The organism is Wenxinia saemankumensis (assembly GCF_900141735.1).
Taxonomy (GTDB): domain Bacteria; phylum Pseudomonadota; class Alphaproteobacteria; order Rhodobacterales; family Rhodobacteraceae; genus Wenxinia; species Wenxinia saemankumensis.
Genome location: NZ_FQYO01000005.1, coordinates 33647 through 56888 on the forward strand (window position 1 = coordinate 33647; position 23242 = coordinate 56888).

Sequence of the window (23242 nt, forward strand, 5' to 3'; positions counted from 1 at the left end):
TCCCATGGCCACCATCGTCCTCTCCGCCGCCGGCATGGCGCTGGGCGGCGCGCTCGGCGGGTCCGTCCTCGGCCTCTCCACCGCCGTGATCGGGCGGGCGGCCGGCGCCGCGCTCGGCCGGGCGATCGACCAGCGCCTGCTGGGGCAGGGGGCCGAGCCGGTGGAGACGGGGCGGATCGACCGCCTCCGCCTGACCGGCGCGTCCGAGGGGGCCCCGGTCGGCCGGGTCTGGGGGCGGATGCGGGTGCCGGGACAGGTCATCTGGGCCGGCCCCCTGCGCGAGGGCAGCACCACGACCGGCGGCGGCAAGGGCATGGCCCCCCGCCCGCGCATGACCGAATACGGCTACACGATCAGCCTCGCAATCGCGCTCTGCGAGGGCGAGATCACGCATCTCGGCCGGGTCTGGGCCGACGGGGCCGAGATCGCGAAGGACCGGTTGAACCTGCGCCTCTACCGGGGGTCGGAGGACCAGCTTCCCGACCCGGCCATCGCGGCCGAGGCGGGGCCGGACGCCCCCGCCTATCGCGGCACCGCCTATGTGGTGATGGAGGAGCTGGACCTCGCCCCGTTCGGCAACCGGGTGCCGCAGCTCTCCTTCGAGGTGTTCCGCCCCGCGACCATCGACGATCCGGCCCGGGCGGAGGACATGGCGCACCTTATCCGGGGGGTCGCGATGATCCCCGGCACCGGGGAATATTCGCTCGCCACCGAGCCGGTCTATCTCGGCCGGGAGTTCGGCGAGACGAGGGTCGCCAACGTCGCCACACCGTCCGGCAAGGCGGACCTGCCCACCTCGCTCGACGCGCTGGAGGGCGAACTGCCGAACGCCCGCTCGGTCAGCCTCGTCGTCAGCTGGTTCGGCGACGATCTGCGCGCCGGTCGGTGCCGCCTCAGGCCGAAGGTCGAGCAGCGCGAGACCGACGGCTCGATGCCCTGGTCCGTCTCCGGCCTGGGGCGCGCCGCGGCCGGGCTGGTGCCACGCGTCGGCGGCAGCCCGGTCTATGGCGGCACGCCCGCCGACGCCGCCGTCGTGCAGGCGATCCGCGAGATGCGCGGCCGGGGGCTGGAGGTGATGTTCTATCCCTTCATCCTGATGGAGCACCTGGCGGGCAACGGGCTGCCCGATCCCTGGACGGGCCTACCCGGCCAGCCCGCGCTGCCCTGGCGGGGCCGGATCACCACCGACCGCGCGCCCGGGGTCGAGGGCAGCCCCGACGGTACCCTGCAGGCCGAGGCGGAGGTCGCCGCCTTCTTCGGCGCCGCCGCGCCGGGGGACTTCACGATGACCGGGGAGAGCGTCGCCTATGACGGCCCGCCCGAATGGTCCTTCCGCCGGATGATCCTGCATTACGCGCATCTCTGCGCCGCCGCCGGCGGGGTCGACGCGTTCTGCATCGGGTCCGAGATGGTGGCCCTGACGCAGATCAGGGGCGAGGGCGGCACCTTTCCGGCGGTGGAGGCGCTGCGCCGCCTCGCCGGGGAGGTCCGCGCGATCCTCGGCCCCGGCACGGCGCTGAGCTACGCCGCCGACTGGTCGGAATATCATGGCTACCAGCCGCCCGGCACGGGCGACAAGCTGTTCCACCTGGACCCGCTCTGGGCCGATCCGGCGATCGATTTCGTCGGCATCGACAACTACATGCCGCTCTCCGACTGGCGCGACGGGGACGATCACCTCGACGCCGCCGTCGCGCGGTCCGTCCACGACCTGTCCTACCTGGCCGGCAACGTCGCGGGCGGCGAGCTGTACGACTGGTTCTACCATTCGCAAGAGGCGCGGGACGCGCAGATCCGCACCCCGATCACCGATGGCGACGGGGAGCCGTGGGTCTGGCGCGTCAAGGACCTGAAGGGCTGGTGGTCGAACCCGCATCACCCGCGCATCGGCGGGCGGCGGCAGACGGTCCCCACGGCGTGGGAGCCGCGCTCCAAGCCGATCCGCTTCACCGAGTTCGGCTGCGCGGCGATCGACCGGGGCACGAACCAGCCGAACAAGTTCCTCGATCCCAAGAGCAGCGAATCCCGCCTGCCCTACTTCTCGCGCGGGATCCGGGACGAGCTGATCCAGATCCAGTACTACCGCGCCGTCCACCGGCATTTCGCAGGGGAGGCGGCCAACCCGGTCTCGGACGTCTATGGCGGCCGGATGGTCGACATGAAGAGGGCCCATGCCTGGGCCTGGGACGCGCGGCCCTGGCCGGCCTTTCCGGCGCGGAGCGACCTGTGGTCCGACGGCGGAAACTATGCGCGCGGCCACTGGCTGACCGGACGGACGGCCGGCCGCCCGCTCGCCTCCGTGGTCGAGGAGATCTGCCGCGGGGCCGGGCTGACCCGGATCGACACCTCGCGCCTCCGGGGGCATGTCCGGGGCTACGCGCTGGACGAGGTGACGACCGCGCGCGCCGCGCTGCAGCCGCTGATGCTGGCGCATGGCTTCGACGCGGTGGAGCGGGACGGCACGCTATCGTTTCTCACCCGGGACGGGCTGCGCCCCGTCCCGGTCGATCCGCAGCGATTGGCCGTCGAGGACGAGACCGACGGCCTGCGGCGCCTGACCCGCGCGGCCGAGGCCGAGCTGGCGGGCCGGGTGCGGATCACCCATGTCGCGTCCGAGGGCGCCTACGAGGCGGCGGCCAGCGAGGCGCGCTTTCCCGGCGACGCGGCAGAGGGCGTCGCCCGCACCGACCTGCCGCTGGCGCTGACGCGGGCCGAGGGGCGGCGGATCGCCGAACGGTGGCTGGCCGAGTCGCGCCTCGCGCGGGACGGGCTCGCCCTCTCCCTGCCGCCGTCGCGACTGGGCATCGGTCCGGGCGACGTCCTCCGGATCGAGGGGGAGCCCGCCTTGTGGCGCGTCGACCGGCTGGAGGCGACCGAGCTGCAATCGCTGGAGGCGACGCGGATCGAGCCCGGCCTCTACGTCCCGCACGAGACCGGCGACGAGGAGGGGGCGCCCGCGCCCTTCGCCCCGCCGGTGCCGGTGACCGCGCTGTTCCTCGACCTGCCTCTCCTGACGGGTGGGGAGACGCCCCACGCGCCGCATCTGGCGCTGTCGTCCCGGCCCTGGCCGGGCCCGGTCGCCCTGCTCTCGGCTCCGGAGGATGCCGGATACGTGCCACTGGCCCGCTCCGTCCGTCCCGCCACGATCGGCGTGACCGAGACGACGCTCCGCGCCGCGGCGCCGGGCCTGTGGGACCGGGGCCCGGCGCTGCGGGTGCGGCTGCTGCGCGGCGCCTTCTCGAGCGCGAGCGAGGCACAGGTCCTGGCCGGGCGCAACGCGCTCGCCATCGGCACGGGCGGGCCGGAACCCTGGGAGGTGCTGCAATTCGCCGAGGCCGAGGCGGTGGGGCCGGACCTGTGGGACCTGCGGATGCGGCTGCGCGGGCAGGCGGGGACGGACGGCACGATGCCGCAGGAGTGGCCGGCGGGCAGCCGCGTCGTGCTGCTGGACGGCCGGGTGCGGCAAGTGCAGCTCGCCCCCGGGACGCGGGGCCTCGCCCGGCATTACCGCTGGGGGCCGGAGGCGCGGCCCCCGGGCGATCCCACCTGGCGCCATGCCGAACTGGCCTTCCGGGGCGTCGGCTCTCGCCCCTACGCGGTCTGCCACCTGTCGGCGAAGGAGACGGGCGGAGACCTCGCCCTCCGCTGGATCCGGCGCACCCGGATCGGCGGCGACGACTGGACGGCCGCGGAGGTGCCCCTCGGCGAGGAGGTCGAGCGCTACCGGGTCGGGATCGTCGCCGGCGGCATCTTCCTCCGCGAGGTGGAGGTGTCGTCCCCGACCTGGACCTATCCCGCCGCCGAGCGTGCGGCGGACGGGACCGGCCCGGGCGCGACGGGCTGGCGGGTGGAGGTGGCGCAGCTCTCCACCACCTGGGGGGCCGGGCCGGCGCGGATCCTGGCCTTCGGATGAGGGCCATCCGGTTCGACGACCTGTCGCTGGCGCTGCGCGCGCTGCTCGCGGCCGAGGCGGAGGCGCGCCCCGCCCTGGCCGTGCGCCTGCTGGAGGAGGCCGACCTCGCCGACCGCTACCGGCGGCGCACCGGCCGGCGGCTGGGGGCGGGGGACGGCACGCTGGGAGCGGCCTGCCTGGCGCGGGCGCTCGCGCCCCCGGTGCGGCGGATCGGGCCGGAGGCGAGTGCGGCCCTGACGCTGCTGCTCGCCGCGCTGGAGGCGCGGCGCGCGCGGGCGGCGGCGCGCGGCGGGCGGACCGACGGCGGGACGGGGGCCGCGAGGGGGAGAGCGGCGGGGAGGGCCGAGGGCCTTTGAGATTGGCGCGCGGGCCCTATCTGCGGTAGGCACGACCCCGACACGCCACCGACACCGATTGCCGACAGGTCCCGCCATGGCCCATGCCCACGTCCAGCTCGCCGAGATCGACCCCGTCTGGGACCGCATCCGCCGCGAGGCCGAACGCGCCATCCTCGACGAGCCGCAGATGGGCGGCCTGATCCATGACAGCGTCCTGCACCACGCCTCGTTCGAGCGCGCCCTGGCCTATCGCATCGCCTCCAAGCTGTCGTCGGAGGAGATGAGCGCCCAGATCCTGCGCGAGATCGCGGACGAGGCCCATGAAGCCGAGCCGGCCCTGGCGGAGGCGGCGCGCGCCGACCTCGTCGCCGTCTACGAGCGCGACCCGGCCTGCCACCGCTTCCTGCAGCCGCTGCTCTACTTCAAGGGCTTCCAGGCGATCCAGGCCTACCGCCTCGGCCACTGGCTGTGGATGGAGGGGCGCCGCGACCTCGCCTATTTCCTTCAGATGCGGATCTCGGAGAGCTTCGGCATCGACATCCACCCCAATGCCCGGATCGGCAAGGGGATCATGATCGACCATGCCCATTCCATCGTCATCGGCGAGACGGCGGTGGTCGGCGACAACGTCTCGATGCTGCATTCGGTGACGCTGGGCGGGACCGGCAAGGAGACCGAGGACCGCCATCCCAAGATCGAGGACGGCGTGCTGATCGGGGCCGGGGCCAAGGTGCTGGGCAATATCCGCATCGGCCATTGCAGCCGGATCGCGGCGGGCTCGGTCGTGCTGCACGACGTGGCGCCCTGCAAGACGGTCGCGGGCGTGCCCGCCAGGGTCGTGGGCGAGGCGGGCTGTGCCCAGCCCTCGGTCAGCATGGACCAGCTGCTCCAGGGCATGCCCGAGGTCTGAGGAAGGGGGGCCCCGGCCTGCGGCCGCCGGAGGCCGGGGGGCGTTCCGCCCCCCGGACCCCCCGAGAGTATTTCCGGCAAGATAAGAGGCGGGACGCGGGGCCCGGGTCCGCCGGTCAGGCGAGCATCACGACCGGGTTCTCCAGATTGTCGACGATGGCCTGCAGGAACTGCGCGCCGAGCGCGCCGTCGATGACGCGGTGATCGACGGAGAGCGTGACGCTCATCACCGTCGCCGTCGTGACCTCGCCATCCTCGCCCACCACGGGCTTCCTCACCCCCGCGCCGACGGCGAGGATGCCGCCATGGGGCGGGTTGATGACGGCGTCGAAATTGTCGATGCCGAACATGCCGAGATTGGAGATCGCGAAGCTGCCGCCCTGGTATTCGTGGGGCGCGAGCTTGCGATCGCGGGCGCGCTTCGCCAGGTCCTTCATCTCGGCCGAGAGGGCCGAGAGCGACTTGAGATGCGCGTCCTTCAGCACCGGCGTGAAGAGCCCGCCCTCGATCGCGACGGCGACGGCCACGTCGGAGGGCTTGAGCTTCAGCACGCGGTCCCCCGCCCAGACGGCATTGGCGTCCGGCACCGATTGCAGCGCGAGCGCGCCGGCCTTGATGATGAAGTCGTTGACGGAGAGCTTCACGCCGCGGGATTCGAGCTGCTTGTTCAGCTGGCTGCGGAATTTCAGCAGCGCGTCGAGGCGGATGTCGCGGCGCAGGTAGAAATGCGGGATCGTCTGCTTGGCCTCGGTGAGGCGGGCGGCGATCGTCCGGCGCATCCCGTCGAGCTTCACCTCCTCGTACTCGCGGCCCTCGTACATCCTGAGCACCGTCTCGGTGGAGGGGCCGGCGGGCATCGGGGGCTTGGCGCCGCCGGTATCCCTGGCTCCGTCCCCGGCGGCGGCGGGCGCGGCCTTGTCCTTCGGCGCGTCGGAGGCGGCCTCGGCGGGCTTGCTGCCGGGCCGGGCATTCTCCACGTCGGCCTTCACGATCCGGCCATGCGGGCCCGACCCTTCGATCTGCGACAGGTCGAGGCCCTTCTCCGCCGCGATGCGCCGGGCGAGGGGAGAGGCGAAGATGCGGCCTTCGGACCCGCCTTCGGAGGCGGAGGAGGACGCGCCGCCCTCGCCCCCCGCGGTCGCGGGGCGGGCGGTCTGCGGGGCGCCCTCGGGCTCGGCCTTGCCGGGGGAGGGGGCCTGGCCGGCGCCGTAGCCCTTCTCGGCGTCGGCCTCGGCCTCCACCCGCTCCTCGCTGCGGCCGCCCGAGGGGGAGGCGTCGATGTCGTCCGCGCTCTCGCCCTCCTCGAGCAGGACGGCGATGGGGGTGTTCACCTTCACGCCCTCGGTGCCCTCGGCAATCAGGATCTTGCCGACGATGCCCTCGTCCACGGCCTCGAACTCCATCGTGGCCTTGTCGGTCTCGATCTCGGCCAGCAGGTCGCCGGAGGAGACGGTGTCGCCCTCCTTGACCAGCCATTTCGCCAGCGTGCCTTCCTCCATCGTGGGGGAGAGGGCGGGCATGAGGATCTCGGTGGGCATGAATCAGTCCTCCGCGGGGATGAGGTCGATGCGCGGGCGGGCGGGGCAGCGCCCCGCCGCACGGGCCTGGTCGGTCGGGTCGATGCGGTCCGCGGGGCGCCTCGTCCTGTCCATCACGGCAGCTCCTCGACGACGACGCGGCCCCAGGGCTCGCGCACCATGCCACCGGTCTCGCGCGCCGTCAGCGCCGAGAGGATGCCGGGCAGGTTCGCCTCGATCCAGGACCGGCGCTCGGCATCGGTCGAGGCCGGGCCGGTCTCGTCGTCGAGGAAATCGCCGGGCACGGTGACGCGGTAGCTGCGGTCGGGGCTGCCGAGGGTGAGGACGTAGTCCCGGCCCGCGGATTCGATGGGGGGCGTGTCGGGCATTACCTGTACGTCACCTTGCGGACGGCCTCGACGACCTCGTCGGCCGTCACCAGCGCGAGTTTCTCGAGATTGGCGGCATAGGGCATGGGCACGTCCTTGCCGGTGAGCGAGATCACCGGCGCGTCGAGCCAGTCGAACGCCTCGCGCATGAGGACGCCGGTGATGTAGTCGCCGACGCTGCCCTGCGGCCAGCCTTCCTCGACCGTCACGCAGCGGTTGGTCTTCTTGACGCTCTCGATGATCGCGTCGGTATCCATGGGCCGGAGCGTCCGCAGGTCGATCACCTCGGCGTCGATCCCGTCCTCGGCCAGTGTCTCGGCGGCCTGCAGGGCGTAGCTCATGCCGATCCCGAAGGAGACGATGGTCACGTCCGTCCCCTCGCGCGCGATCCTGGCCTTGCCGAAGGGGATGGTGAAATCGTCCATCACCGGCACGTCGAAGGACCGGCCGTAGAGGATTTCGTTCTCGAGGAAGATGACCGGGTTGGGGTCGCGGATCGCGCTCTTGAGCAGGCCCTTGGCGTCGGCGGCGGTATAGGGCATCGCCACCTTCAGCCCCGGCACCTGCATGTACCAGGCGGCGTAATCCTGGCTGTGCTGGGCGGCCACGCGGGCGGCGGCGCCGTTCGGGCCGCGGAACACGATGGGGCAGCCCATCTGTCCGCCCGACATGTAAAGCGTCTTGGCCGCGGAGTTGATGATCTGGTCCATCGCCTGCATGGCGAAGTTGAAGGTCATGAACTCGACGATGGGCTTGAGGCCCCCGAAGGCCGCGCCGACGCCGATCCCGGCGAAGCCGTGCTCGGTGATGGGCGTGTCGATCACCCGTTTGGCGCCGAACTCGTCGAGGAGGCCCTGCGTGATCTTGTAGGCGCCCTGGTACTCGGCCACCTCCTCGCCCATGACGAAAACGCCCTCGTCGCCGCGCATCTCCTCGGCCATCGCGTCGCGCAGCGCCTCGCGGACGGTGGTGGACTTCACCTCGGTCCCCTCGGGCCAGTCGGGGGTGCGGGGGGGCTTGGGCGCCGCCGCGGCGGGGGAGGCGGCGACGGGGGCGTCGGCCGGCGGCGCCTTGTCCGTCTTGTCGCTTTCCTTCACCTCGGTCTTCGCCTCGGAGCCGCCGGAGGGCTGCGCCTCCTCCTTGCCGATGTCGTCGGCGCTCTCGCCCTCTTCCAGCAGGACGGCGATGGGCGTGTTGACCTTCACGCCCTCGGTCCCTTCCTCGACGAGGATCCGGCCGAGCGTGCCCTCGTCCACGGCCTCGAACTCCATCGTGGCCTTGTCGGTCTCGATCTCGGCGATGATGTCGCCGGAGGACACGGTGTCGCCCTCCTTCTTCAGCCATTTGGCGAGGGTGCCCTCCTCCATGGTGGGGGAGAGGGCGGGCATCAGGATCTCGGTGGGCATCCTCGTCGCTCCTTGGGGACTTACGTGCGGCAGGACTCGGCGATCTCGCCGAGGGCCTCTACGGCGGTGTCGAGACGGGCGACGGCATCGTCGCCGATGGAAATGAGGACCAGGCCCGGAAGGCTGGCGCGCGTCTCGCAGGAAGTGGCGTCGCAGGTCGCGCCGTTCTCCCGCTCGAACATGGCGACCTGCTCGGGGGCGAGGCCGGTGGCGCGGGCGATCACGGTCGCGCTTCCCTCCGACAGGGGGATCTCGCCGATCGCGGTGTCGCCGGCGGGCCCGGTCTCGACCAGCCCGGTCTGCAGCAGGCCGGCCTCGACCGTCACCTCGGTGGCGACCCGGCCCTGGCCGAGCGGCTCCTCGTAGGTCAGGCGGACGAGGCAGGACTCGACCGAGGCCCCGGCGGTCAGGCCGGCCGCCCCCTCATGGGCGAGGGCGCGGGAGAAGAGCTGCGCCGCCTCCTGCGCGGCGGCGGGCGCGCAGAGGAAGGCGGAGACGCCGCAGAGCAGGGCGGCGCCGGCCGTCCTCCGCCCGGTCGCGTGATGCCCGCCCGGCCGCGTCGTCCGGCCCCCCGCTCTCGCGGGGGAGCGCACGCCGGAAGCGGCGTGCCGTGCCGGGGGGCAGGGGTGGCTCACGCCTCCACCGCCTCGCCCTGGGGAATGTCCTTGGCGTAGATGTCGGTCCAGAGCTCGTCGAGGCCGGGCTCGGGGCTCTCCTTGGAGAATTCGGCCGCCTCGTTGATGACGTCCTTGATCTCCTTGTCGATGGCCTTGAGATCCTCCTCGCTGGCGTGGTTGCCGGTCAGCAGGAGCTGGCGCACGCTTTCGATCGGATCGCGCTCGTCCCGCATCTTCTGCACCTCCTCGCGGGTCCGGTACTTGGCCGGGTCCGACATGGAATGGCCGCGGTAGCGGTAGGTCTTCACCTCGAGGATGTAGGGCCCCTTGCCGGCGCGGCAGTGCGCGACGGCCTTCTCGCCCGCGGCCTTCACCGCGAGCACGTCCATCCCGTCAACCTCCTCGCCCTCGATCCCGTAGGCGGCGCCGCGCTCCCAGTAGCTGGGGGACTTGGTCGACCGCTTGGTCGAGGTGCCCATCGCGTACTGGTTGTTCTCGATCACGAAGACGACCGGCAGATCCCAGAGCTCGGCCATGTTGTAGGTCTCGTAGACCTGGCCCTGGTTGGCCGCGCCGTCGCCGAAATAGGTGAAGGTGACGCGGTCGTTGCCGAGATACTTGTCGGCGAAGGCGAGGCCGGCGCCGATCGGCACCTGCGCCGCGACGATGCCGTGCCCGCCGTAGAAATGCTTCTCGCGGCTGAACATGTGCATCGAGCCGCCCTTGCCCTTCGAATAGCCGCCCTCGCGGCCCGTGAGCTCGGCCATCACGCCCTTGGGGTCCATGCCGCAGGCCAGCATGTGGCCGTGGTCGCGGTAGGAGGTGACGCGCTTGTCGCCCTCGTCGGCGGCGGCCTCGAGCCCGACCACGACGGCCTCCTGCCCGATGTAGAGGTGGCAGAAGCCGCCGATCAGGCCCATCCCGTAGAGCTGTCCGGCCTTCTCCTCGAAGCGGCGGATCAGCAGCATCTCGCGGTAGTAGGTCTTCAGCTCGTCCGCCGAGACGTTCGGCTTCGCCGCCGCTTTCCTGGTCGCCATGAGTGCTCCTCCGTCTCGTCCAACAGGTGCCACGCCGGGCAGATCGCAGATCGTTTAGCGTTGAACTATCTTCTAGCCCATCCCCGCGACGCATACCACCCGCGACGGGCGGTTCGGAACATGCTAGGAGGGCCGCGGCGGCTTGCAAGGGCCATCGCGCCGTTCGGCGGGGGCCTCGCGATGACGAGGCATGGCGGGGGGTCGCCCCGCACCCTCTCGGCGACGCGGCCGGGGGCAGGGCGCCGTGGCCCCGGTGACGCCGCGGGGATGGATCCCTCCGCCTGCCGCCGGAATGTCCGCCTCGACCCGCGGGGCGGCGCGGGTGCTCTTCGCCGTGGAGGGCGCGACGCTGGCCCGCCGTTCCTTGCCTTGGCCCGGGTCCTCGCGGGCGGCAGGGGGCGGCATCCCGGTCGGGACTGTCCCGCTCGCCGCGAGGCGCGCCGCGCCGGGCTAGGCGCGGATCGCGGGGCGTTCCCGAGGCGGCGCCGGGCCCGGACGATCCTAGCGGATCACCACCTCGTCCGCCCGGACGAGGCCCAGCATGTCGCGGGCCTGCTCGTCCAGCAGGTCGAGGTCGAGATACTGGTCCGACAGGCGCCGGGTCAGGTTCTCCATCCGTGCGACCTCGGTCTCGAGCGCGGTCGCCTGGTCGGACAGCGCGCGCGCCTCGGCCGTCAGCTCGGCCCGGCGCAGCACGCCGTAATTGCCCTGCACCGCGGCATAGACGAAGTAGAGCCCGAGCAGCAGCATCGAGATCATGTAGGTCAGGAACCCGATGGCGGGGCGGGGGGTGCGTGTCATGGCTCGCCTCATGGTCCGGCCTCGTGGCGGGCCGCTGTGCCGGGCACGCTGCCACAGGGGCGCAGGCTTGGGAATCCCCCCGCCGCGCTTTCCTGCCGCCTGCGGGCGGGACGCCACGGGGAAAAGCCGCTAGGTCCCGTCGAACTGCAACTCGGTGTTGAAGCGGCCCTCGATCTGCCTGCAATCCCCGGGGTCGAAGATCTCCGCCTCACCGTCCGTACGGCAGAGCGTGGCCGCGAAAGACCCGGTGCCGCGCCCGTAGACGGCGCCGGCCTCCCGCTCCAGCGTCTCGAGCACGAGGGTCGCGGTTCCCGGGCGCGACTGCCAGCGGGGGCCGACGACGCTGTCCTCGAGTGTGAGCGCGACAAGGGCGTCGTCCGTCGGCCCCGGCGCCAGGTCCGCCAACGTCCCCCGGGCGAAGAGCCAGCCGCCCTCGGCCTCCGGGTTCCCGTCCGGCAGCGCCCTCAGCGACATCTGCGGCGCCTCGTCTCGCCGCGCGATCCAGGCAGAGGCGGAGAACGCCCCGAGCGAGTAGTCGAAGGTCGTCCATTCATGGGGCCTGCCGTCCAGCCGGGCCTCGACGCGGCCCATGGCGGGCCAGCCGCCCTCCGGCGGGCCGCCGCCCAGAACGACGTCGCCCGGGAGGAGGGGCGGCGGTGCGTCCGCCGGGCGGTCCGGCGCCGCCGCGCAGGCGGCGAGAAGGGTCAGGACGGGAAGGGCAGCCCTCATGATCGGTCCCCGCGGTCAGGCGCGGCGAGAATGGCGCGCGGATGCCCCGACGGCAACCGCCCATCGTTCCGGCTGCGGACACCGCCACCACCGGCTTGATCGGGGCGCGCGCGTGGCGCAGTCTCTCGGCATGCGCCCGCTTGCCCTCTCCCTCCTGCTCCTGCCGGCCTGCGCCCCGGCGCCGCCGCCCGGACCCCTGCCGGAGGTCGATACGAGCGCCGCCGCGGCCGGTACGGGAACCGCGCGGCTGTTCTTCGACGGCCGCGCCCTCGACCTCGCCACCGGGGTGGACTGCGCCGCGGGCTGCCTGCCCCGGATGCTGGGCGACGGGATCGAGTTGCGGGCCGTCGGTGGCGGGTGGACGCTGGACCTCATGCTGCTCGGCGGCGGGCCGATGAACGCCCTGCCGGAGGCGCAGGGCAGCCTCACACGCCACGCCGCCCCCGCCGAGCGATGGGAGGCGGAAGGGCTGGGCTCGCTCGTCCTGCAGAGGGCGGAGGGCGGGGGCCGGGTGACCGGCGGGGCCGAGTTCCGGCTGTGCCGCGAGGGCCGGGAGGCGGAGTGCAGCCCCGCCCGCCTGACCTACGACACTCCGGTCGAGCCGGTCGGCAGCGCGGGATCGGCGCGCTAGGCGCCGACCCCCGGGATCGCGCGAAGGGGCGACCGGCCCCCGGGGGCGTCAGGGCGCGACCGAGGCGTCGTGGATGGACTGCACCGCGGCATCGAGCGTGGCGTCGAACTCGGCCTCAGATTGCTGCGCCGAGAGCCCCTCGCTCAGCCCGCGCGAGAAGCTGGCGATCATCCCGTCCTGCCGCGCGAGGATGGCGTTCGCCTCGTCCCGCGAATAGCCGCCCGACAGGGCGACGACGCGCAGGACCTTGGGGTGGTCGATCAGCGGCTTGTAGAAGTCGTCGACGCTGGGAAGCGAGAGCTTCAGCATCAGCGGCTCGCCCTCCCAGGCATCCAGATGCTCCAGGATCGAGGCGCGCAGCATCTCCTCTGCCTCGGCCTTGTCGTCGATGGTGATCGTCACCTCGGGCTCGAGGATCGGGACGAGGCCGTGCGCCGCGATCCGCGCCCCGATCTCGAACTGCTGCGCGACGTTCGCCTCGATCCCCGTGCGGTTCGCCCCGCCGATGACCGACCGCATCTTGGTGCCGAAGACGCCCTTCTCGACCGCGCGCGAGAGCAGCGCGTCGAGATCGCCCATGTCCTTCATCAGCTGGCAATCGTCGACCGCGGGCATCAGACCCTTGTCGCATTTCAGGAAGGGGACGATTCCCTTCTCGTCCCACAGGTAGCGCGCCGCGCCCTTGCCCTCGAACTCGCGGTCCATCGTCTGCTCGAACAGGATCGCGCCGATGATGCGCTCGCCGGTGAAGGCGGGGGAGGTGACGATGCGGGTCCGCATCTGGTGGATCCGGTCGAACATCTCGGTCTCGCCGGAATACTCGCTTTCCTGCACGCCGTACTGCGCCAGCGCCTTCGGCGTCGATCCGCCGGACTGGTCGAGCGCGGCGATGAAGCCGCGCCCCTCCCGGATCTTCTTCGTCATCGCGGCATCGGCCATTCTCGTCTCTCCTCGATCTCTGTCCTGTCGGGGTCGTTTATGGGCCCGGCCCATCGGCGCCTTCAATGCCGGTTGCGCTACCGGCGGCCGGGCTCCGTCTCCTGCATCCGGCCCATCAGGCCGGCGACCAGTCGCGCCGGCGCGACCCGCGCCAGCCACAGCCCCGCGCCGAGGCCGGGCCGGTCATAGGCGACGCGCCTGCCCTTCATCATGGCGGCATATCCCGCCTCCGCCGTCTGGCGGGGCGTGCGGCCCCCGGTCTTCACCAGCTTCGTGCCGCGCAGATTCGCCGTATCCGCGAATTCCGTCTCGACATAGCCGGGGGCGAGGACGGTCACGCTCACCCCCTTCGGCGCCAGCTCCGCGGCGATGCCCTGGCTGTAGCTGGCGACGAAGGCCTTGGTGGCGAAATAGACGCTCTGGTTCGGACCGGCCGGGATCAGCCCGGCGGAAGAGCCGACATTCAGGATCCGCCCCCCGCCGCGCGCGGCCATGCGCGCCCCGAAATGGTGGGTGAGCTCGACCAGCGCCCGGACGTTGAGGTCGATCATGCCGAGCTCGTCCTGCAGCGGACGCTCGACATGCCGCCCGGCGCCGCCGAAGCCGGCATTGTTCATCAGCACGCCGATCTCGTGGCCGTCCTCCTCGACCGCCTCGATCAGCCGGCGGGCCCCGCCGGGCGCGCCGAGGTCGCAGGGCAGGGGGATCGCCCGGCCCGGCGTATCCGCCGCGATGTCGCGGGCGAGATCCTCCAGCGCCCCGGCACGCCGGGCGGTCACGACGACCGTGCCGCCCGCCTCGGCATGCAGCCGCGCCAGCTCGCGCCCGATGCCCGAGCTCGCCCCGGTGACGAGGGCGACCGCCGGCGCGGCCATCAGCCCAGCGCCGCCACGCCGGGCAGATCCTTGCCTTCCATCCATTCGAGGAAGGCGCCCCCGGCGGAGGAGACGTAGGTGAAGTCCCGCGCCACTCCGGCCATGTTCAGCGCCGAGACGGTATCGCCGCCCCCCGCGACCGAGGTGAGCTGACCGGTCCGGGTCAGCTCCGCCGCGTGGCGGGCGGCCTCGACCGTGGCCCGGTCGAAGGGCGCGATCTCGAAGGCGCCGAGAGGGCCGTTCCAGACCAGCGTCTTCGCCTCGTCCAGGACCTGCGCGATATGGGCCGTCGAATCCGGGCCGGCATCGAGGATCATCTCGTCCGTCGCCACGTCCTCCACCTTGACGGTCCGGCTCTCCGCCCCGGCCTTGAACTCCCTGGCCACGACGACGTCGCGGGGAAGCAGGATGGTGCAGCCCGCCGCGACCGCCTTCTCGCCGATCTCCCTCGCCGTGCCGCTCAGGTCGTGCTCGCAGAGCGACTTGCCCACGTCGTAGCCCTGGCTGGCGAGAAAGGTGTTCGCCATGCCGCCGCCGATCACCAGCGTGTCGACCTTCGTCACCAGATTGGCGAGGAGGTCGAGCTTGGTCGACACCTTCGCCCCGCCCACGATCGCGACGACCGGCCGGACCGGATTGCCGAGCGCGGCGTCCAGCGCCTCCAGCTCCTCGGCCATCAGCCGCCCCGCGCAGGACGGCAGCAGATGCGCCAGCCCCTCGGTCGAGGCATGGGCCCGGTGCGCGGCCGAGAAGGCGTCGTTGCAGTAGACGTCGCCGTTCGCGGCGAGGCGCTCCGCGAAGTGGCGGTCGTTCGCCTCCTCCTCGGGGTGGAAGCGGGTGTTCTCCAGCAGCGCGACCTCGCCCTCCTCGAGCCCGTCCACCACCTCCTTCGCGGCATGGCCGACGCAATCGGCGGCGAAGACCACCTTGCGCCCGATCGCGTCCTGCAGCGGCCCCGCGATCTGCCGCAGGCTCATCTCCGGCACGACCTTCCCCTTGGGCCGGTCGAAATGCGCCAGCAGGACCGGCCGGCCGCCGCGATTGATGATCGACTTCACCGTCGGCACGATCCGGTCGATCCGCGTCGTGTCGGTGACGCGCCCGTCCTCCATCGGGACGTTGAGATCGACGCGGGTCAGCACGCGCTTGCCCGCCAGGTCCATGTCGTCGAGGCTCTTCCAGGCCATCGCGCCCTCCATTCTTCGCTCGCGTCCCGTCGTGGCGGGCAGGCGCCGGCCGGTCAAGCCGCCGCTTGGCATCGCCCGTCGCGGCGACTAGCTAGGGCGGCGCAACGCATTGAGGAGGGCCCGATGGCCGAGATCAAGGATCCCGAGAACACGATCGTCGTGGAACTCAAGGGCGGCGAGGTCGTGATCGAGCTGCTGCCCGACATCGCGCCCAAGCATGCCGAGCGGATGAAGGAGCTGGCCCGGGCCGGCAAGTACGACGGCGTCGCCTTCCACCGCGTGATCGACGGCTTCATGGCCCAGACCGGCGACGTGGAGCATGGCAACATGGACAGCGAGAGCTTCTCGATCCGCCGCGCCGGGACCGGCGGGTCCGACCTGCCGGACCTGCCGGCGGAATTCTCCGGCGTGCCGCACGACCGGGGCACGCTCGGTGCCGCGCGCAGCCAGAACCCCAACAGCGCCAATTCGCAGTTCTTCATCAACTTCAAGGACAACCATTTCCTCAACCGGCAGTACACCGTCTACGGCCGCGTCATCGAGGGGATGGAGCATGTCGACGCCATCACCCGCGGCGAGCCCCCCGCCGAGCCGGACCGGATGATCCGTGTCCGCGTCGCCGCCGACCAGTAACCGACAGGAGCCATCATGCGCACCCTCATCGCCGCCGCCACGGCGGCCCTCGTCGCCGCCCCCGCCCTCGCCGACCAGATGCGGATCGACGTCGCGGGCGGCACGTCCGGCACGATCGTCATCGACCTCTTCGAGGACGTCGCCCCCGCCCATGTGGAGCGGATCGAGGCCCTGGCCGGGGAGGGCGCCTATGACGGTGTCGTCTTCCACCGGGTGATCGACGGCTTCATGGCCCAGACCGGCGACGTCCGGTTCGGCGATTCCACCGCCGCCGAGTTCGACATGGCCTCCGCCGGGATGGGCGGCTCCGAGATGCCGGATCTCGCGGCCGAATTCTCGGACACCCCGTTCACCCGCGGCATGGTCGGCATGGCCCGCTCGATGGATCCCGACAGCGCCAACAGCCAGTTCTTCATCATGTTCGCCGATGCGCCGCACCTGAACGGCCAGTACACGATCGTCGGCGAGGTCGTGGAGGGAATGGACGTGGTCGACGCGATCAAGCGCGGCACCGGGCCCAACGGCTCCGTCGTGGGCGAGCCCGACCGGATGGAGAGCGTGACGATCACCGCCGAGTGATCCGGCGCCGCGCCGGGCGGCCGGAGGGCCCGCCCGGCGCTCGAACCCGCGCCCGGCCGCCTGCCCACCGAGGGCGCCCGCCCGGGCGCGGCACGCTCCCCGATGCGCCCGCCCGGATGCGTCGGCCCGGATGCGCCGGCAGATTGTCGCCCCGCCCGGTCAGGGCCCCGGCAGGCCCGCCCGCCGCCGCTCTCCGACGCCCGCCCCCTGCTCTTATCTTGCCGCAAATACTCCGGGGGTGCGGGGGCTGGCCCCCGCTCCGCCCGTGATGGCCGGCGGCGCGGCCGGCGGCGCGCGCACCGGCGCGGATCAGGACAGCGCGGCCAGGATCCGGGCCCAGCTGCGGATTCCCTTGTGGAAGCTGCGCACGTCGTATTTCTCGTTCGGGGAATGGATCGCGTCGTCGTCCTTGGCGAAGCCGATCAGCATCGAATCCATGCCCAGCTCGGTCTTGAAGTAGCCGGCCACGGGGATCGACCCGCCGCCGCCGACGAAGGCGGCCGGCTGGGGCCATTCGTCGCTGAGCGCCAGCCGCGCCGTCTCGAACGCGGGGTCGGAGGTCGCCATGACGCTGGCGGGCGAGGCGCCGTGGCCGACGAACTCGACGTTGCAATCCTCGGGCAGGGCGGCGCGGACCATCGCGCGGAAGCTTTCGCGGATCGCGTGCGGATCCTGCGTGCCGACGAGGCGGAAGCTGATCTTGGTCCGGGCCTGGCTCGGCAGGACGGTCTTGAATCCCTCGCCCGTATAGCCGCCGATGATCCCGTTCACCTCGCAGGTCGGGCGCGACCAAAGCATCTCCAGCACCGAGCGGTCCCGCTCGCCGGCCGGGCGCGACAGGCCCACCTCGCCGAGGAAGCGGCCGGCGTCGAAACCCAGCCCCTCCCATTGGGCGCGGACATCCTCGGGCACTTCCGGCACGCCTTCGTAGAACCCGGGCACGGTGACCCGGCCGCTCTCGTCGTGCAGGCTCGCGATGATGCCGGACAGGACGCGGATCGGGTTGATCGCGGGCCCCCCGTAGCTGCCCGAATGCAGGTCCATGTCGGGCCCGGTGACGATCACCTCCTCGCCCAGCAGGCCGCGGAGCGTGGTGCAGATGCCGGGCGTGTCCTCGTCGAACAGGCCGGTATCGCAGATCAGCGCCAGTTCGGCCCTCAGCTCGCCCGCATTCTCGCGCAGGAACGGCACGAGGCTGGGCGAGCCGCTCTCCTCCTCGCCTTCGAGGAAGATCGTCAGCTTCGAGGGCAGCTCGCCATGCACGCTCGTCCAGGCGCGGCAGGCCTCGACGAAGGTCATCAGCTGCCCCTTGTCGTCGGAGGCACCGCGGCCGCGGATCACGCGGCCCGCGCCGGTTTCCTGGATCTCGGGGTCGAAGGGATCGCGCCGCCAGAGGTTCAGCGGATCGACCGGCTGCACGTCGTAATGGCCGTAGAACAGCAGGTGCCGCCCGCCGGTCCCGCCATGGCCGACGACCATGGGGTGACCCGGGGTGGCGCGCTTGCCCGCATCGAAGCCCATGGAAGCGAGGTTCGCGACCAGCCAGTCCGCGGCGGTCTCGACATCGCGGTCATAGGCCGGGTCGGTGGAGATCGACGGGATCCGCAGCAGCGCGGCGAGCCGGTCGAGCGCGTCGTCCAGATCGGCGTCGATCCGGGCGAGGACGGGGTCGAGTCGGGCGGCGAGGCGGGAATCGTCGGGCATCTTGTGGCTCCACGGGCGGGGGGAGGGAAAGGGGGCGCGCGCCCCCCGGGATCGACCGGCACACTAGGCGCGGCGGCGCGGGTGTCCAGCGCTCAGCTGCCCACCACGAGCAGGCCGCCTAGGATCAGCGCCGCCCCCACCGCCTGCCGCGGGCCCAGCCCCTCGCCGATGCCGGTCGCGACGGCGAGGACGACCAGCGTCTCGAGGCCGAGGATCGCGACATAGACGACCGAGAGGTCGACGGATCGCATCAGCAGGATTTCGGCCCGGACGGCAAAGGCGAAGCCCAGCCCCATCACGACGAGGCCGGGCAGGGCATGACCTTCGGCCACCACCTTCATGCCGAGCGTCGAGGCGACGTAGCCGAGCGAGGTCGCCACCAGCAGCAGGGCCGGCGACAGCGAGAGGAGAGAGGCCATCTGCGGCGCGTTCCCGAAACGGTCGGGCCTGAATCGGATTGGCCCGGGACTTGAATGATCGTATCTCTGAATGACGTAAGGGTAGGCGATGCGGCGCGCGGCCGTCCAGCCCCGATCTGCGCGGGCATCTGCGGGACCGGGCGGGCGGTCGGGGGGCAAGGGGGCCGGCCTTGACGCAGATCAAGGCGCCGCCGCCCCGGACCGGCGATCGTGACGGCGCGCCGGCCGGGCGCGGTGCGACGACTCGTCCGGTAGTGCACGTGTTTTCAATGGCTCCCCCCGACTATATAGGTCCGGGACAGCAAGGGCCGGAAAGGAAGTCTGGTGAACTACGACGATGCGCTCGATGCCGCCCTCGGCAAGCTGCACGACGAGGGGCGCTACCGCACGTTCGTCGACATCGCCCGGACGAACGGGCAGTTTCCCCACGCGGTCTGGCACCATCCCTCGGGGACCGAGCGGCCCGTCACCGTGTGGTGCGGTAACGACTATCTCGGCATGGGCCAGCATCCCGTCGTCACGGACGCGATGCACGGGGCCATCGACGCGGTCGGCGCGGGATCTGGCGGCACGCGCAACATCTCGGGCACCACGGTCTACCACAAGGCGCTCGAGGGCGAGCTGGCCGACTGGCACGGCAAGGAGGCGGCACTGCTCTTCACCAGCGCCTACATCGCCAACGACGCCACGCTCAGCACGCTGCCGAAGCTGTTCCCTGGGCTCATCATCTATTCCGACGCGCTCAACCACGCGAGCATGATCGAGGGCATCCGCCGCAACGGCGGGGCCAAGCGGATCTTCCGGCACAACGATCTCGATCACCTGCGCCAGCTGCTCGAGGCGGACGATCCCGCCGCGCCGAAGCTCATCGCCTTCGAGAGCGTCTATTCGATGGACGGCGATTTCGGCCCGATCGGCGCGCTCTGCGACCTGGCCGAGGAATTCGGCGCGCTGACCTATCTCGACGAGGTGCATGCGGTCGGTATGTACGGGCCCCGCGGCGGCGGCGTGGCCGAGAGGGACCGGCTGGGCCACCGGATCGACATCGTGAACGGCACGCTCGGCAAGGCCGTGGGCGTGCATGGCGGCTACATCGCGGCGAGCGCGCGGATGGTCGACGCGGTGCGCAGCTACGCGCCGGGCTTCATCTTCACCACCTCGCTGCCGCCCGCGGTTGCGGCGGGGGCGGCAGCCTCGGTCCGGTTCATCAAAAGCGCGCGGGACCTGCGCGAGGCGCACCAGACCCAGGCCCGGGTGCTCAAGACCCGGCTGCGCGGCCTCGGCCTGCCGATCATCGACCATGGCAGCCACATCGTGCCGCTGATCGTCGGCGATCCCAAGCACACCAAGATGATGTCGGACATGCTGCTCGAGGATTGGGGCATCTACGTCCAGCCCATCAACTTCCCCACCGTGCCCCGCGGGACCGAGCGGCTGCGCTTCACCCCCTCTCCGGTGCACGGCCCGAAGGAAATGGACGCCCTCGTCGGCGCGCTCGATTCGCTCTGGTCGCGATGTGCGCTGAATCGTGCCGAGCTTGCCGGCTAGTCTTTTTCCGCCCGTGCAGCCCAAATTGTGGTATGCTAGGCGCAAACGAGGCTCGCGCCGGTTCACGAATCGTTGGGGACACGATAGCTGGACGAGACGCGCTGGCCCATTGGGGACAGGCAGGACGGGACGGCTGCATGATCGGCAGGACTCCTAGACGGGACGGGGCGACGGGTGACGGCGATGCCGGTTCGCGCGGCTTCGACGCGTTCGAGCTCCGCCTTGGCGACGTCATGCGGGGCGAGCGCGCGACCATGGGCAAGAGCCTGCTGGACGTGCAGCGCGAGCTGAAGATCAAGGCCGCCTACATCGCGGCGATCGAGAACTGCGATCCCACCGCCTTCGACACGCCCGGCTTCATCGCCGGTTACGTGCGGTCCTATGCCCGGTATCTCGGCATGGATCCCGATCAGGCCTTCGCCGGCTTCTGCGCCGAGAGCGGCTTTGCCCCTGCCCACGGCATGTCGCCCTCCGCCTCGCCGCGCCCGGCCCGGCCGGCCCCGGTCGAGGATGGCGGCCGCGACATCTTCGCCTCCTCCGTGACGCCCTTCATCCCGGCGGGCGAGAGCCTGTTCTCGGGGATCGAGCCGCGGGCCATCGGATCCATCGCCGTGCTCGCCGCGCTGATCGGCGGGCTGGGCTGGGGCGGCTGGTCGGTCCTGCAGGAGGTGCAGAAGGTGCAGCTCGCCCCGGTCGAGCAGGCCCCCGCCGTCGTGGCCGAGGTCGACCCGCTGGCCGGCGGCGGTGCCCGGGCCGAGGCGCCGGAGCTGCAGGTCGCCGCGATTTCCCCCGCCCCCTCGGCCGAGGCGCTGGACCGGCTCTACCGGCCTGAGGCGCTGGACGTGCCGGTGCTGGTCTCGCGCGACGGGCCGATCGCCGCGCTCTCCCCGTCCGAGATCGGCGCGCTGGTCGGCGGCGGCTCGATCGGGATCGACACGCAGCCCACGCGCCCGGGCGCCGCGCAGGTCGCCGGGGCCGACGGCGCCACCCTGCCGGAGGCAGCCTTGCCCGACGCGCTGGATCTCGCGCTGGCCCAGGCCCGCCAGGACGGGGCCGAGGGGCCGGTCGCCCCGTCCATGCCGCAGGTCCGCGGCGACGTGCCCGAGATGGTCATCGTCGCCGTCCGTCCGACCTGGGTGCGGGTCCGCTCGTCCGACGGGACGACCCTGTTCGAGAAGATCATGGATGCCGGCGAGACCTGGGAAGTGCCCGCCACCGAGGAACCCGCGCAGCTGCGCACGGGGGAGGCGGGGGCGCTCTACTTCGCGGTGAACGGGCAGCATTACGGCCCGGCCGGTCCGCGCGGCACGATCAGCAACGTCGCGCTCGCCCCCGAGGGGGTGACGGGCGAGTTCTCGGTCGCCGATCTGAACCGCGACGACGATCTGGCCGAATACGTGCGCTACGCCCAGGCGCAGATGCTGCCGGCGCCCGAGGCCGAGGACTGATCCGGGTCATCCGGCCGCGCCCCGTTGCTTGGGGCGGGGCGGGGGCCTAGGTAGGGCGCGACAGCAGCCCCTCCCGGGAGTTTTTCCATGTCGCTCGCCTCCGTCCGTCCCTGGCGCGCCATCGACCGCCGCAGATCCCGCCGCATCATGGTCGGCTCCGTCCCCGTGGGCGGCGACGCGCCGATCTCGGTTCAGACGATGACGAACACGCTGACCACCGACGTCGCCGCGACCGTCGCGCAGGTCCAGGCGGCGGCCGAGGCGGGGGCCGACATCGTGCGCGTCTCGGTCCCCGATCAGGCCTCGTCCAGGGCCCTGAAGGAGATCGTGCGCGAGAGCCCGGTGCCGATCGTCGCGGACATCCATTTCCACTACAAGCGCGGGATCGAGGCGGCCGAGGCGGGCGCGGCCTGCCTGCGGATCAATCCCGGCAATATCGGCGACGCGAGCCGCGTGCGCGAGGTGACGCAGGCGGCCAAGGATCACGGTTGTTCCATCCGGATCGGCGTGAACGCGGGCTCGCTGGAACGGCACCTGCTCGAGAAATACGGCGAGCCGTGCCCGGAGGCGATGGTCGAGAGCGCGCAGGACCATATCCGCCTGCTGGAGGACAACGACTTCCACGAGTTCAAGATCAGCGCCAAGGCGTCCGACGTCTTTCTCGCCGCCGCCGCCTACCAGGGCATCGCGGAGATCACGGATGCGCCCATCCATCTCGGCATCACCGAGGCGGGGGGCCTGACCTCGGGCACGATCAAGAGCGCGATCGGCCTCGGCAACCTGCTCTGGGCCGGGATCGGCGATACGATCCGGGTGTCCCTGTCGGCCGACCCGGTGGAGGAGATCAAGGTAGGCTACGAGATCCTGAAATCGCTCGGCCTGCGGCACCGGGGCGTCAACATCATCTCCTGCCCGTCCTGCGCGCGGCAGGGCTTCGACGTCATCCGGACGGTCGAGGTGCTGGAGAAGCGGCTCGAGCACATCAAGACGCCGATGTCCCTCAGCATCATCGGCTGCGTGGTGAACGGCCCGGGCGAGGCGCTGATGACCGATGTCGGCTTCACCGGCGGCGGCGCGGGCAACGGCATGGTCTACCTCGCCGGCAAGCAGTCGCACCGGATGTCGAACGACCAGATGGTCGACCACATCGTCGAACAGGTCGAGAAGAAGGCTGCCGAGATCGAGGCGCGCAGCGCGGCCGAGGCCGAGCCGGCGGAGCCTGCCGAGTGACGGAAGGGCCGGGGGGTGCGGTCCGCTGGCAGCGGGCCGAGGGGGCGATCCTCTTCGCCCTCGGCCTGACGCTCTACACGGCCGCGGGCGCGCCCTTCGTCTGGTGGGCCGCGATCCTGCTGTTCTTCGTGCCCGACCTGTCCTTCGCCGCCTATCTCGCGGGACCGAGGATCGGCGCCGCGGGCTACAACCTCGTTCATTTCCTCGGCTTCGGCGGGGCGCTGATCGCGATCGGACTGCTCGCGTCATGGCCCGTCGTCGCGGCGCTCGGCGCTCTCTGGCTGGGCCATGCGGGATTCGACCGCATGCTGGGCTACGGGCTCAAGCTGCCCGACGGCTTCGCCTCCACCCATCTGGGACGGATCGGGCGCGGCTGACCCGCGCCCGACGGGG

22 protein-coding genes are annotated in these 23242 nt (G+C 71.9%); 10 read left to right on the plus strand and 12 right to left on the minus strand.

What is annotated here, in order from left to right; all coding sequences use genetic code 11:
* Positions 1–4 precede the first annotated feature (4 nt).
* The 3 genes from BUE30_RS13800 (at position 5) to cysE (ending at position 5161) form a co-directional block, all read left to right on the plus strand.
* Positions 5–3913 (plus strand): baseplate multidomain protein megatron, encoded by a 3909-nt coding sequence (locus tag BUE30_RS13800; protein WP_073332119.1) that lies wholly within the window; start codon positions 5–7, stop codon positions 3911–3913.
* Entirely contained in the window at positions 3910–4269 is a 360-nt protein-coding gene (locus BUE30_RS13805; protein ID WP_073332121.1) for a DUF7742 family protein, read from the plus strand. Before BUE30_RS13800 ends, BUE30_RS13805 begins: the two co-directional genes overlap by 4 nt.
* Before the next feature lie 76 nt (positions 4270–4345).
* On the plus strand, positions 4346–5161 hold the full coding sequence (gene cysE, locus BUE30_RS13810; protein WP_073332124.1) for a serine O-acetyltransferase: 816 nt from the start codon (positions 4346–4348) through the stop codon (positions 5159–5161).
* 115 nt (positions 5162–5276) lie between these two features.
* On the opposite strand, the gene BUE30_RS13815 is transcribed toward cysE, so the two are convergent.
* The 7 genes from BUE30_RS13815 to BUE30_RS13845 form a co-directional block, all read right to left on the minus strand.
* Positions 5277–6698, minus strand: coding sequence for a pyruvate dehydrogenase complex dihydrolipoamide acetyltransferase (locus BUE30_RS13815; protein ID WP_073332126.1), 1422 nt, complete (start codon positions 6696–6698; stop codon positions 5277–5279).
* Between the two features lie 113 nt (positions 6699–6811).
* Positions 6812–7066, minus strand: a complete 255-nt coding sequence (locus BUE30_RS13820) for a hypothetical protein (protein WP_073332129.1) — start codon at positions 7064–7066, stop codon at positions 6812–6814.
* Complete coding sequence (locus BUE30_RS13825) at positions 7066–8472, minus strand: pyruvate dehydrogenase complex E1 component subunit beta (protein WP_073332132.1); 1407 nt, start codon at positions 8470–8472, stop codon at positions 7066–7068. The genes BUE30_RS13820 and BUE30_RS13825 overlap by 1 nt, the downstream gene beginning before the upstream one ends.
* A gap of 20 nt (positions 8473–8492) precedes the next feature.
* Entirely contained in the window at positions 8493–9107 is a 615-nt protein-coding gene (locus BUE30_RS13830) for a hypothetical protein (protein WP_139300571.1), read from the minus strand.
* Positions 9104–10126 carry a pyruvate dehydrogenase (acetyl-transferring) E1 component subunit alpha gene (gene pdhA, locus BUE30_RS13835; RefSeq protein WP_073332137.1) on the minus strand — a complete coding sequence of 341 codons (1023 nt, stop codon included), beginning with the start codon at positions 10124–10126 and terminating at the stop codon, positions 9104–9106. Before pdhA ends, BUE30_RS13830 begins: the two co-directional genes overlap by 4 nt.
* 501 nt (positions 10127–10627) lie before the next feature.
* On the minus strand, positions 10628–10927 hold the full coding sequence (locus BUE30_RS13840) for an FtsB family cell division protein (protein ID WP_073332139.1): 300 nt from the start codon (positions 10925–10927) through the stop codon (positions 10628–10630).
* A gap of 129 nt (positions 10928–11056) precedes the next feature.
* On the minus strand, positions 11057–11656 hold the full coding sequence (locus BUE30_RS13845) for a hypothetical protein (protein ID WP_073332141.1): 600 nt from the start codon (positions 11654–11656) through the stop codon (positions 11057–11059).
* Positions 11657–11786: 130 nt separating this feature from the next.
* Here BUE30_RS13845 and BUE30_RS13850 point away from each other — a divergent pair, with 130 nt between their 5' ends.
* On the plus strand, positions 11787–12287 hold the full coding sequence (locus BUE30_RS13850; protein ID WP_073332143.1) for a hypothetical protein: 501 nt from the start codon (positions 11787–11789) through the stop codon (positions 12285–12287).
* 48 nt (positions 12288–12335) lie between these two features.
* On the opposite strand, the gene BUE30_RS13855 is transcribed toward BUE30_RS13850, so the two are convergent.
* The 3 genes from BUE30_RS13855 to BUE30_RS13865 all read right to left on the minus strand — a co-directional run bounded on the left by BUE30_RS13855 (position 12336) and on the right by BUE30_RS13865 (position 15288).
* The gene (locus tag BUE30_RS13855; protein WP_073332145.1) at positions 12336–13226 is read right to left on the minus strand and encodes a fructose bisphosphate aldolase; all 891 of its coding nucleotides are present in this window, start codon (positions 13224–13226) and stop codon (positions 12336–12338) included.
* Positions 13227–13303: 77 nt separating this feature from the next.
* Positions 13304–14101, minus strand: coding sequence for an SDR family NAD(P)-dependent oxidoreductase (locus BUE30_RS13860; protein WP_073332146.1), 798 nt, complete (start codon positions 14099–14101; stop codon positions 13304–13306).
* Complete coding sequence (locus BUE30_RS13865) at positions 14101–15288, minus strand: phosphoglycerate kinase (protein ID WP_073332963.1); 1188 nt, start codon at positions 15286–15288, stop codon at positions 14101–14103. Before BUE30_RS13865 ends, BUE30_RS13860 begins: the two co-directional genes overlap by 1 nt.
* A 123-nt stretch (positions 15289–15411) precedes the next feature.
* On the opposite strand from BUE30_RS13865, the gene BUE30_RS13870 reads away from it, so the two are divergent.
* Both BUE30_RS13870 and BUE30_RS13875 read left to right on the plus strand, forming a co-directional pair.
* A complete protein-coding gene (locus BUE30_RS13870) occupies positions 15412–15921 on the plus strand; it encodes a peptidylprolyl isomerase (protein ID WP_073332149.1) in 510 nt (169 codons plus the stop codon).
* A 15-nt stretch (positions 15922–15936) separates the two neighbouring features.
* Positions 15937–16500: a peptidylprolyl isomerase gene (locus BUE30_RS13875; RefSeq protein ID WP_073332152.1), complete on the plus strand. Its 564-nt coding sequence runs from the start codon at positions 15937–15939 to the stop codon at positions 16498–16500.
* A 309-nt stretch (positions 16501–16809) separates the two neighbouring features.
* Here the strand turns inward: BUE30_RS13875 and BUE30_RS13880 are convergent, their stop codons facing one another.
* Both BUE30_RS13880 and BUE30_RS13885 read right to left on the minus strand, forming a co-directional pair.
* Positions 16810–18204, minus strand: a complete 1395-nt coding sequence (locus BUE30_RS13880; RefSeq protein WP_073332154.1) for a M20/M25/M40 family metallo-hydrolase — start codon at positions 18202–18204, stop codon at positions 16810–16812.
* A gap of 92 nt (positions 18205–18296) precedes the next feature.
* Positions 18297–18623 carry a hypothetical protein gene (locus BUE30_RS13885; RefSeq protein ID WP_073332157.1) on the minus strand — a complete coding sequence of 109 codons (327 nt, stop codon included), beginning with the start codon at positions 18621–18623 and terminating at the stop codon, positions 18297–18299.
* Between the two features lie 324 nt (positions 18624–18947).
* Between BUE30_RS13885 and hemA the strand changes: the two genes are divergently transcribed.
* From hemA to BUE30_RS13905, 4 genes are all read left to right on the plus strand, one after another.
* Positions 18948–20171, plus strand: coding sequence for a 5-aminolevulinate synthase (gene hemA, locus BUE30_RS13890; protein WP_073332160.1), 1224 nt, complete (start codon positions 18948–18950; stop codon positions 20169–20171).
* Positions 20172–20308: 137 nt separating this feature from the next.
* Positions 20309–21619 (plus strand): helix-turn-helix domain-containing protein, encoded by a 1311-nt coding sequence (locus tag BUE30_RS13895; protein ID WP_073332163.1) that lies wholly within the window; start codon positions 20309–20311, stop codon positions 21617–21619.
* 87 nt (positions 21620–21706) lie between these two features.
* Entirely contained in the window at positions 21707–22849 is a 1143-nt protein-coding gene (gene ispG, locus BUE30_RS13900; protein WP_073332166.1) for a flavodoxin-dependent (E)-4-hydroxy-3-methylbut-2-enyl-diphosphate synthase, read from the plus strand.
* Positions 22846–23226: a DUF4260 domain-containing protein gene (locus tag BUE30_RS13905; protein WP_073332169.1), complete on the plus strand. Its 381-nt coding sequence runs from the start codon at positions 22846–22848 to the stop codon at positions 23224–23226. The genes ispG and BUE30_RS13905 overlap by 4 nt, the downstream gene beginning before the upstream one ends.
* Positions 23227–23242 lie beyond the last annotated feature (16 nt).

Excerpts from the sequence above, each read along its gene's own strand:
- BUE30_RS13845 (WP_073332141.1), bottom strand. The coding sequence starts at position 11,656 with ATGAGGGCTGCCCTTCCCGTCCTGACCCTTCTCGCCGCCTGCGCGGCG.
- ispG (WP_073332166.1), top strand. The coding sequence starts at position 21,707 with ATGTCGCTCGCCTCCGTCCGTCCCTGGCGCGCCATCGACCGCCGCAGA.
- pdhA (WP_073332137.1), bottom strand. The coding sequence starts at position 10,126 with ATGGCGACCAGGAAAGCGGCGGCGAAGCCGAACGTCTCGGCGGACGAG.
- cysE (WP_073332124.1), top strand. The coding sequence starts at position 4,346 with ATGGCCCATGCCCACGTCCAGCTCGCCGAGATCGACCCCGTCTGGGAC.
- BUE30_RS13850 (WP_073332143.1), top strand. The coding sequence starts at position 11,787 with ATGCGCCCGCTTGCCCTCTCCCTCCTGCTCCTGCCGGCCTGCGCCCCG.
- BUE30_RS13825 (WP_073332132.1), bottom strand. The coding sequence starts at position 8,472 with ATGCCCACCGAGATCCTGATGCCCGCCCTCTCCCCCACCATGGAGGAG.
- BUE30_RS13815 (WP_073332126.1), bottom strand. The coding sequence starts at position 6,698 with ATGCCCACCGAGATCCTCATGCCCGCCCTCTCCCCCACGATGGAGGAA.
- BUE30_RS13880 (WP_073332154.1), bottom strand. The coding sequence starts at position 18,204 with ATGCCCGACGATTCCCGCCTCGCCGCCCGACTCGACCCCGTCCTCGCC.
- BUE30_RS13865 (WP_073332963.1), bottom strand. The coding sequence starts at position 15,288 with ATGGCCTGGAAGAGCCTCGACGACATGGACCTGGCGGGCAAGCGCGTG.
- BUE30_RS13820 (WP_073332129.1), bottom strand. The coding sequence starts at position 7,066 with ATGCCCGACACGCCCCCCATCGAATCCGCGGGCCGGGACTACGTCCTC.
- BUE30_RS13885 (WP_073332157.1), bottom strand. The coding sequence starts at position 18,623 with ATGGCCTCTCTCCTCTCGCTGTCGCCGGCCCTGCTGCTGGTGGCGACC.
- BUE30_RS13860 (WP_073332146.1), bottom strand. The coding sequence starts at position 14,101 with ATGGCCGCGCCGGCGGTCGCCCTCGTCACCGGGGCGAGCTCGGGCATC.
- BUE30_RS13870 (WP_073332149.1), top strand. The coding sequence starts at position 15,412 with ATGGCCGAGATCAAGGATCCCGAGAACACGATCGTCGTGGAACTCAAG.
- BUE30_RS13875 (WP_073332152.1), top strand. The coding sequence starts at position 15,937 with ATGCGCACCCTCATCGCCGCCGCCACGGCGGCCCTCGTCGCCGCCCCC.
- BUE30_RS13840 (WP_073332139.1), bottom strand. The coding sequence starts at position 10,927 with ATGACACGCACCCCCCGCCCCGCCATCGGGTTCCTGACCTACATGATC.
- BUE30_RS13855 (WP_073332145.1), bottom strand. The coding sequence starts at position 13,226 with ATGGCCGATGCCGCGATGACGAAGAAGATCCGGGAGGGGCGCGGCTTC.
- BUE30_RS13895 (WP_073332163.1), top strand. The coding sequence starts at position 20,309 with ATGATCGGCAGGACTCCTAGACGGGACGGGGCGACGGGTGACGGCGAT.
- BUE30_RS13805 (WP_073332121.1), top strand. The coding sequence starts at position 3,910 with ATGAGGGCCATCCGGTTCGACGACCTGTCGCTGGCGCTGCGCGCGCTG.
- BUE30_RS13800 (WP_073332119.1), top strand. The coding sequence starts at position 5 with ATGGCCACCATCGTCCTCTCCGCCGCCGGCATGGCGCTGGGCGGCGCG.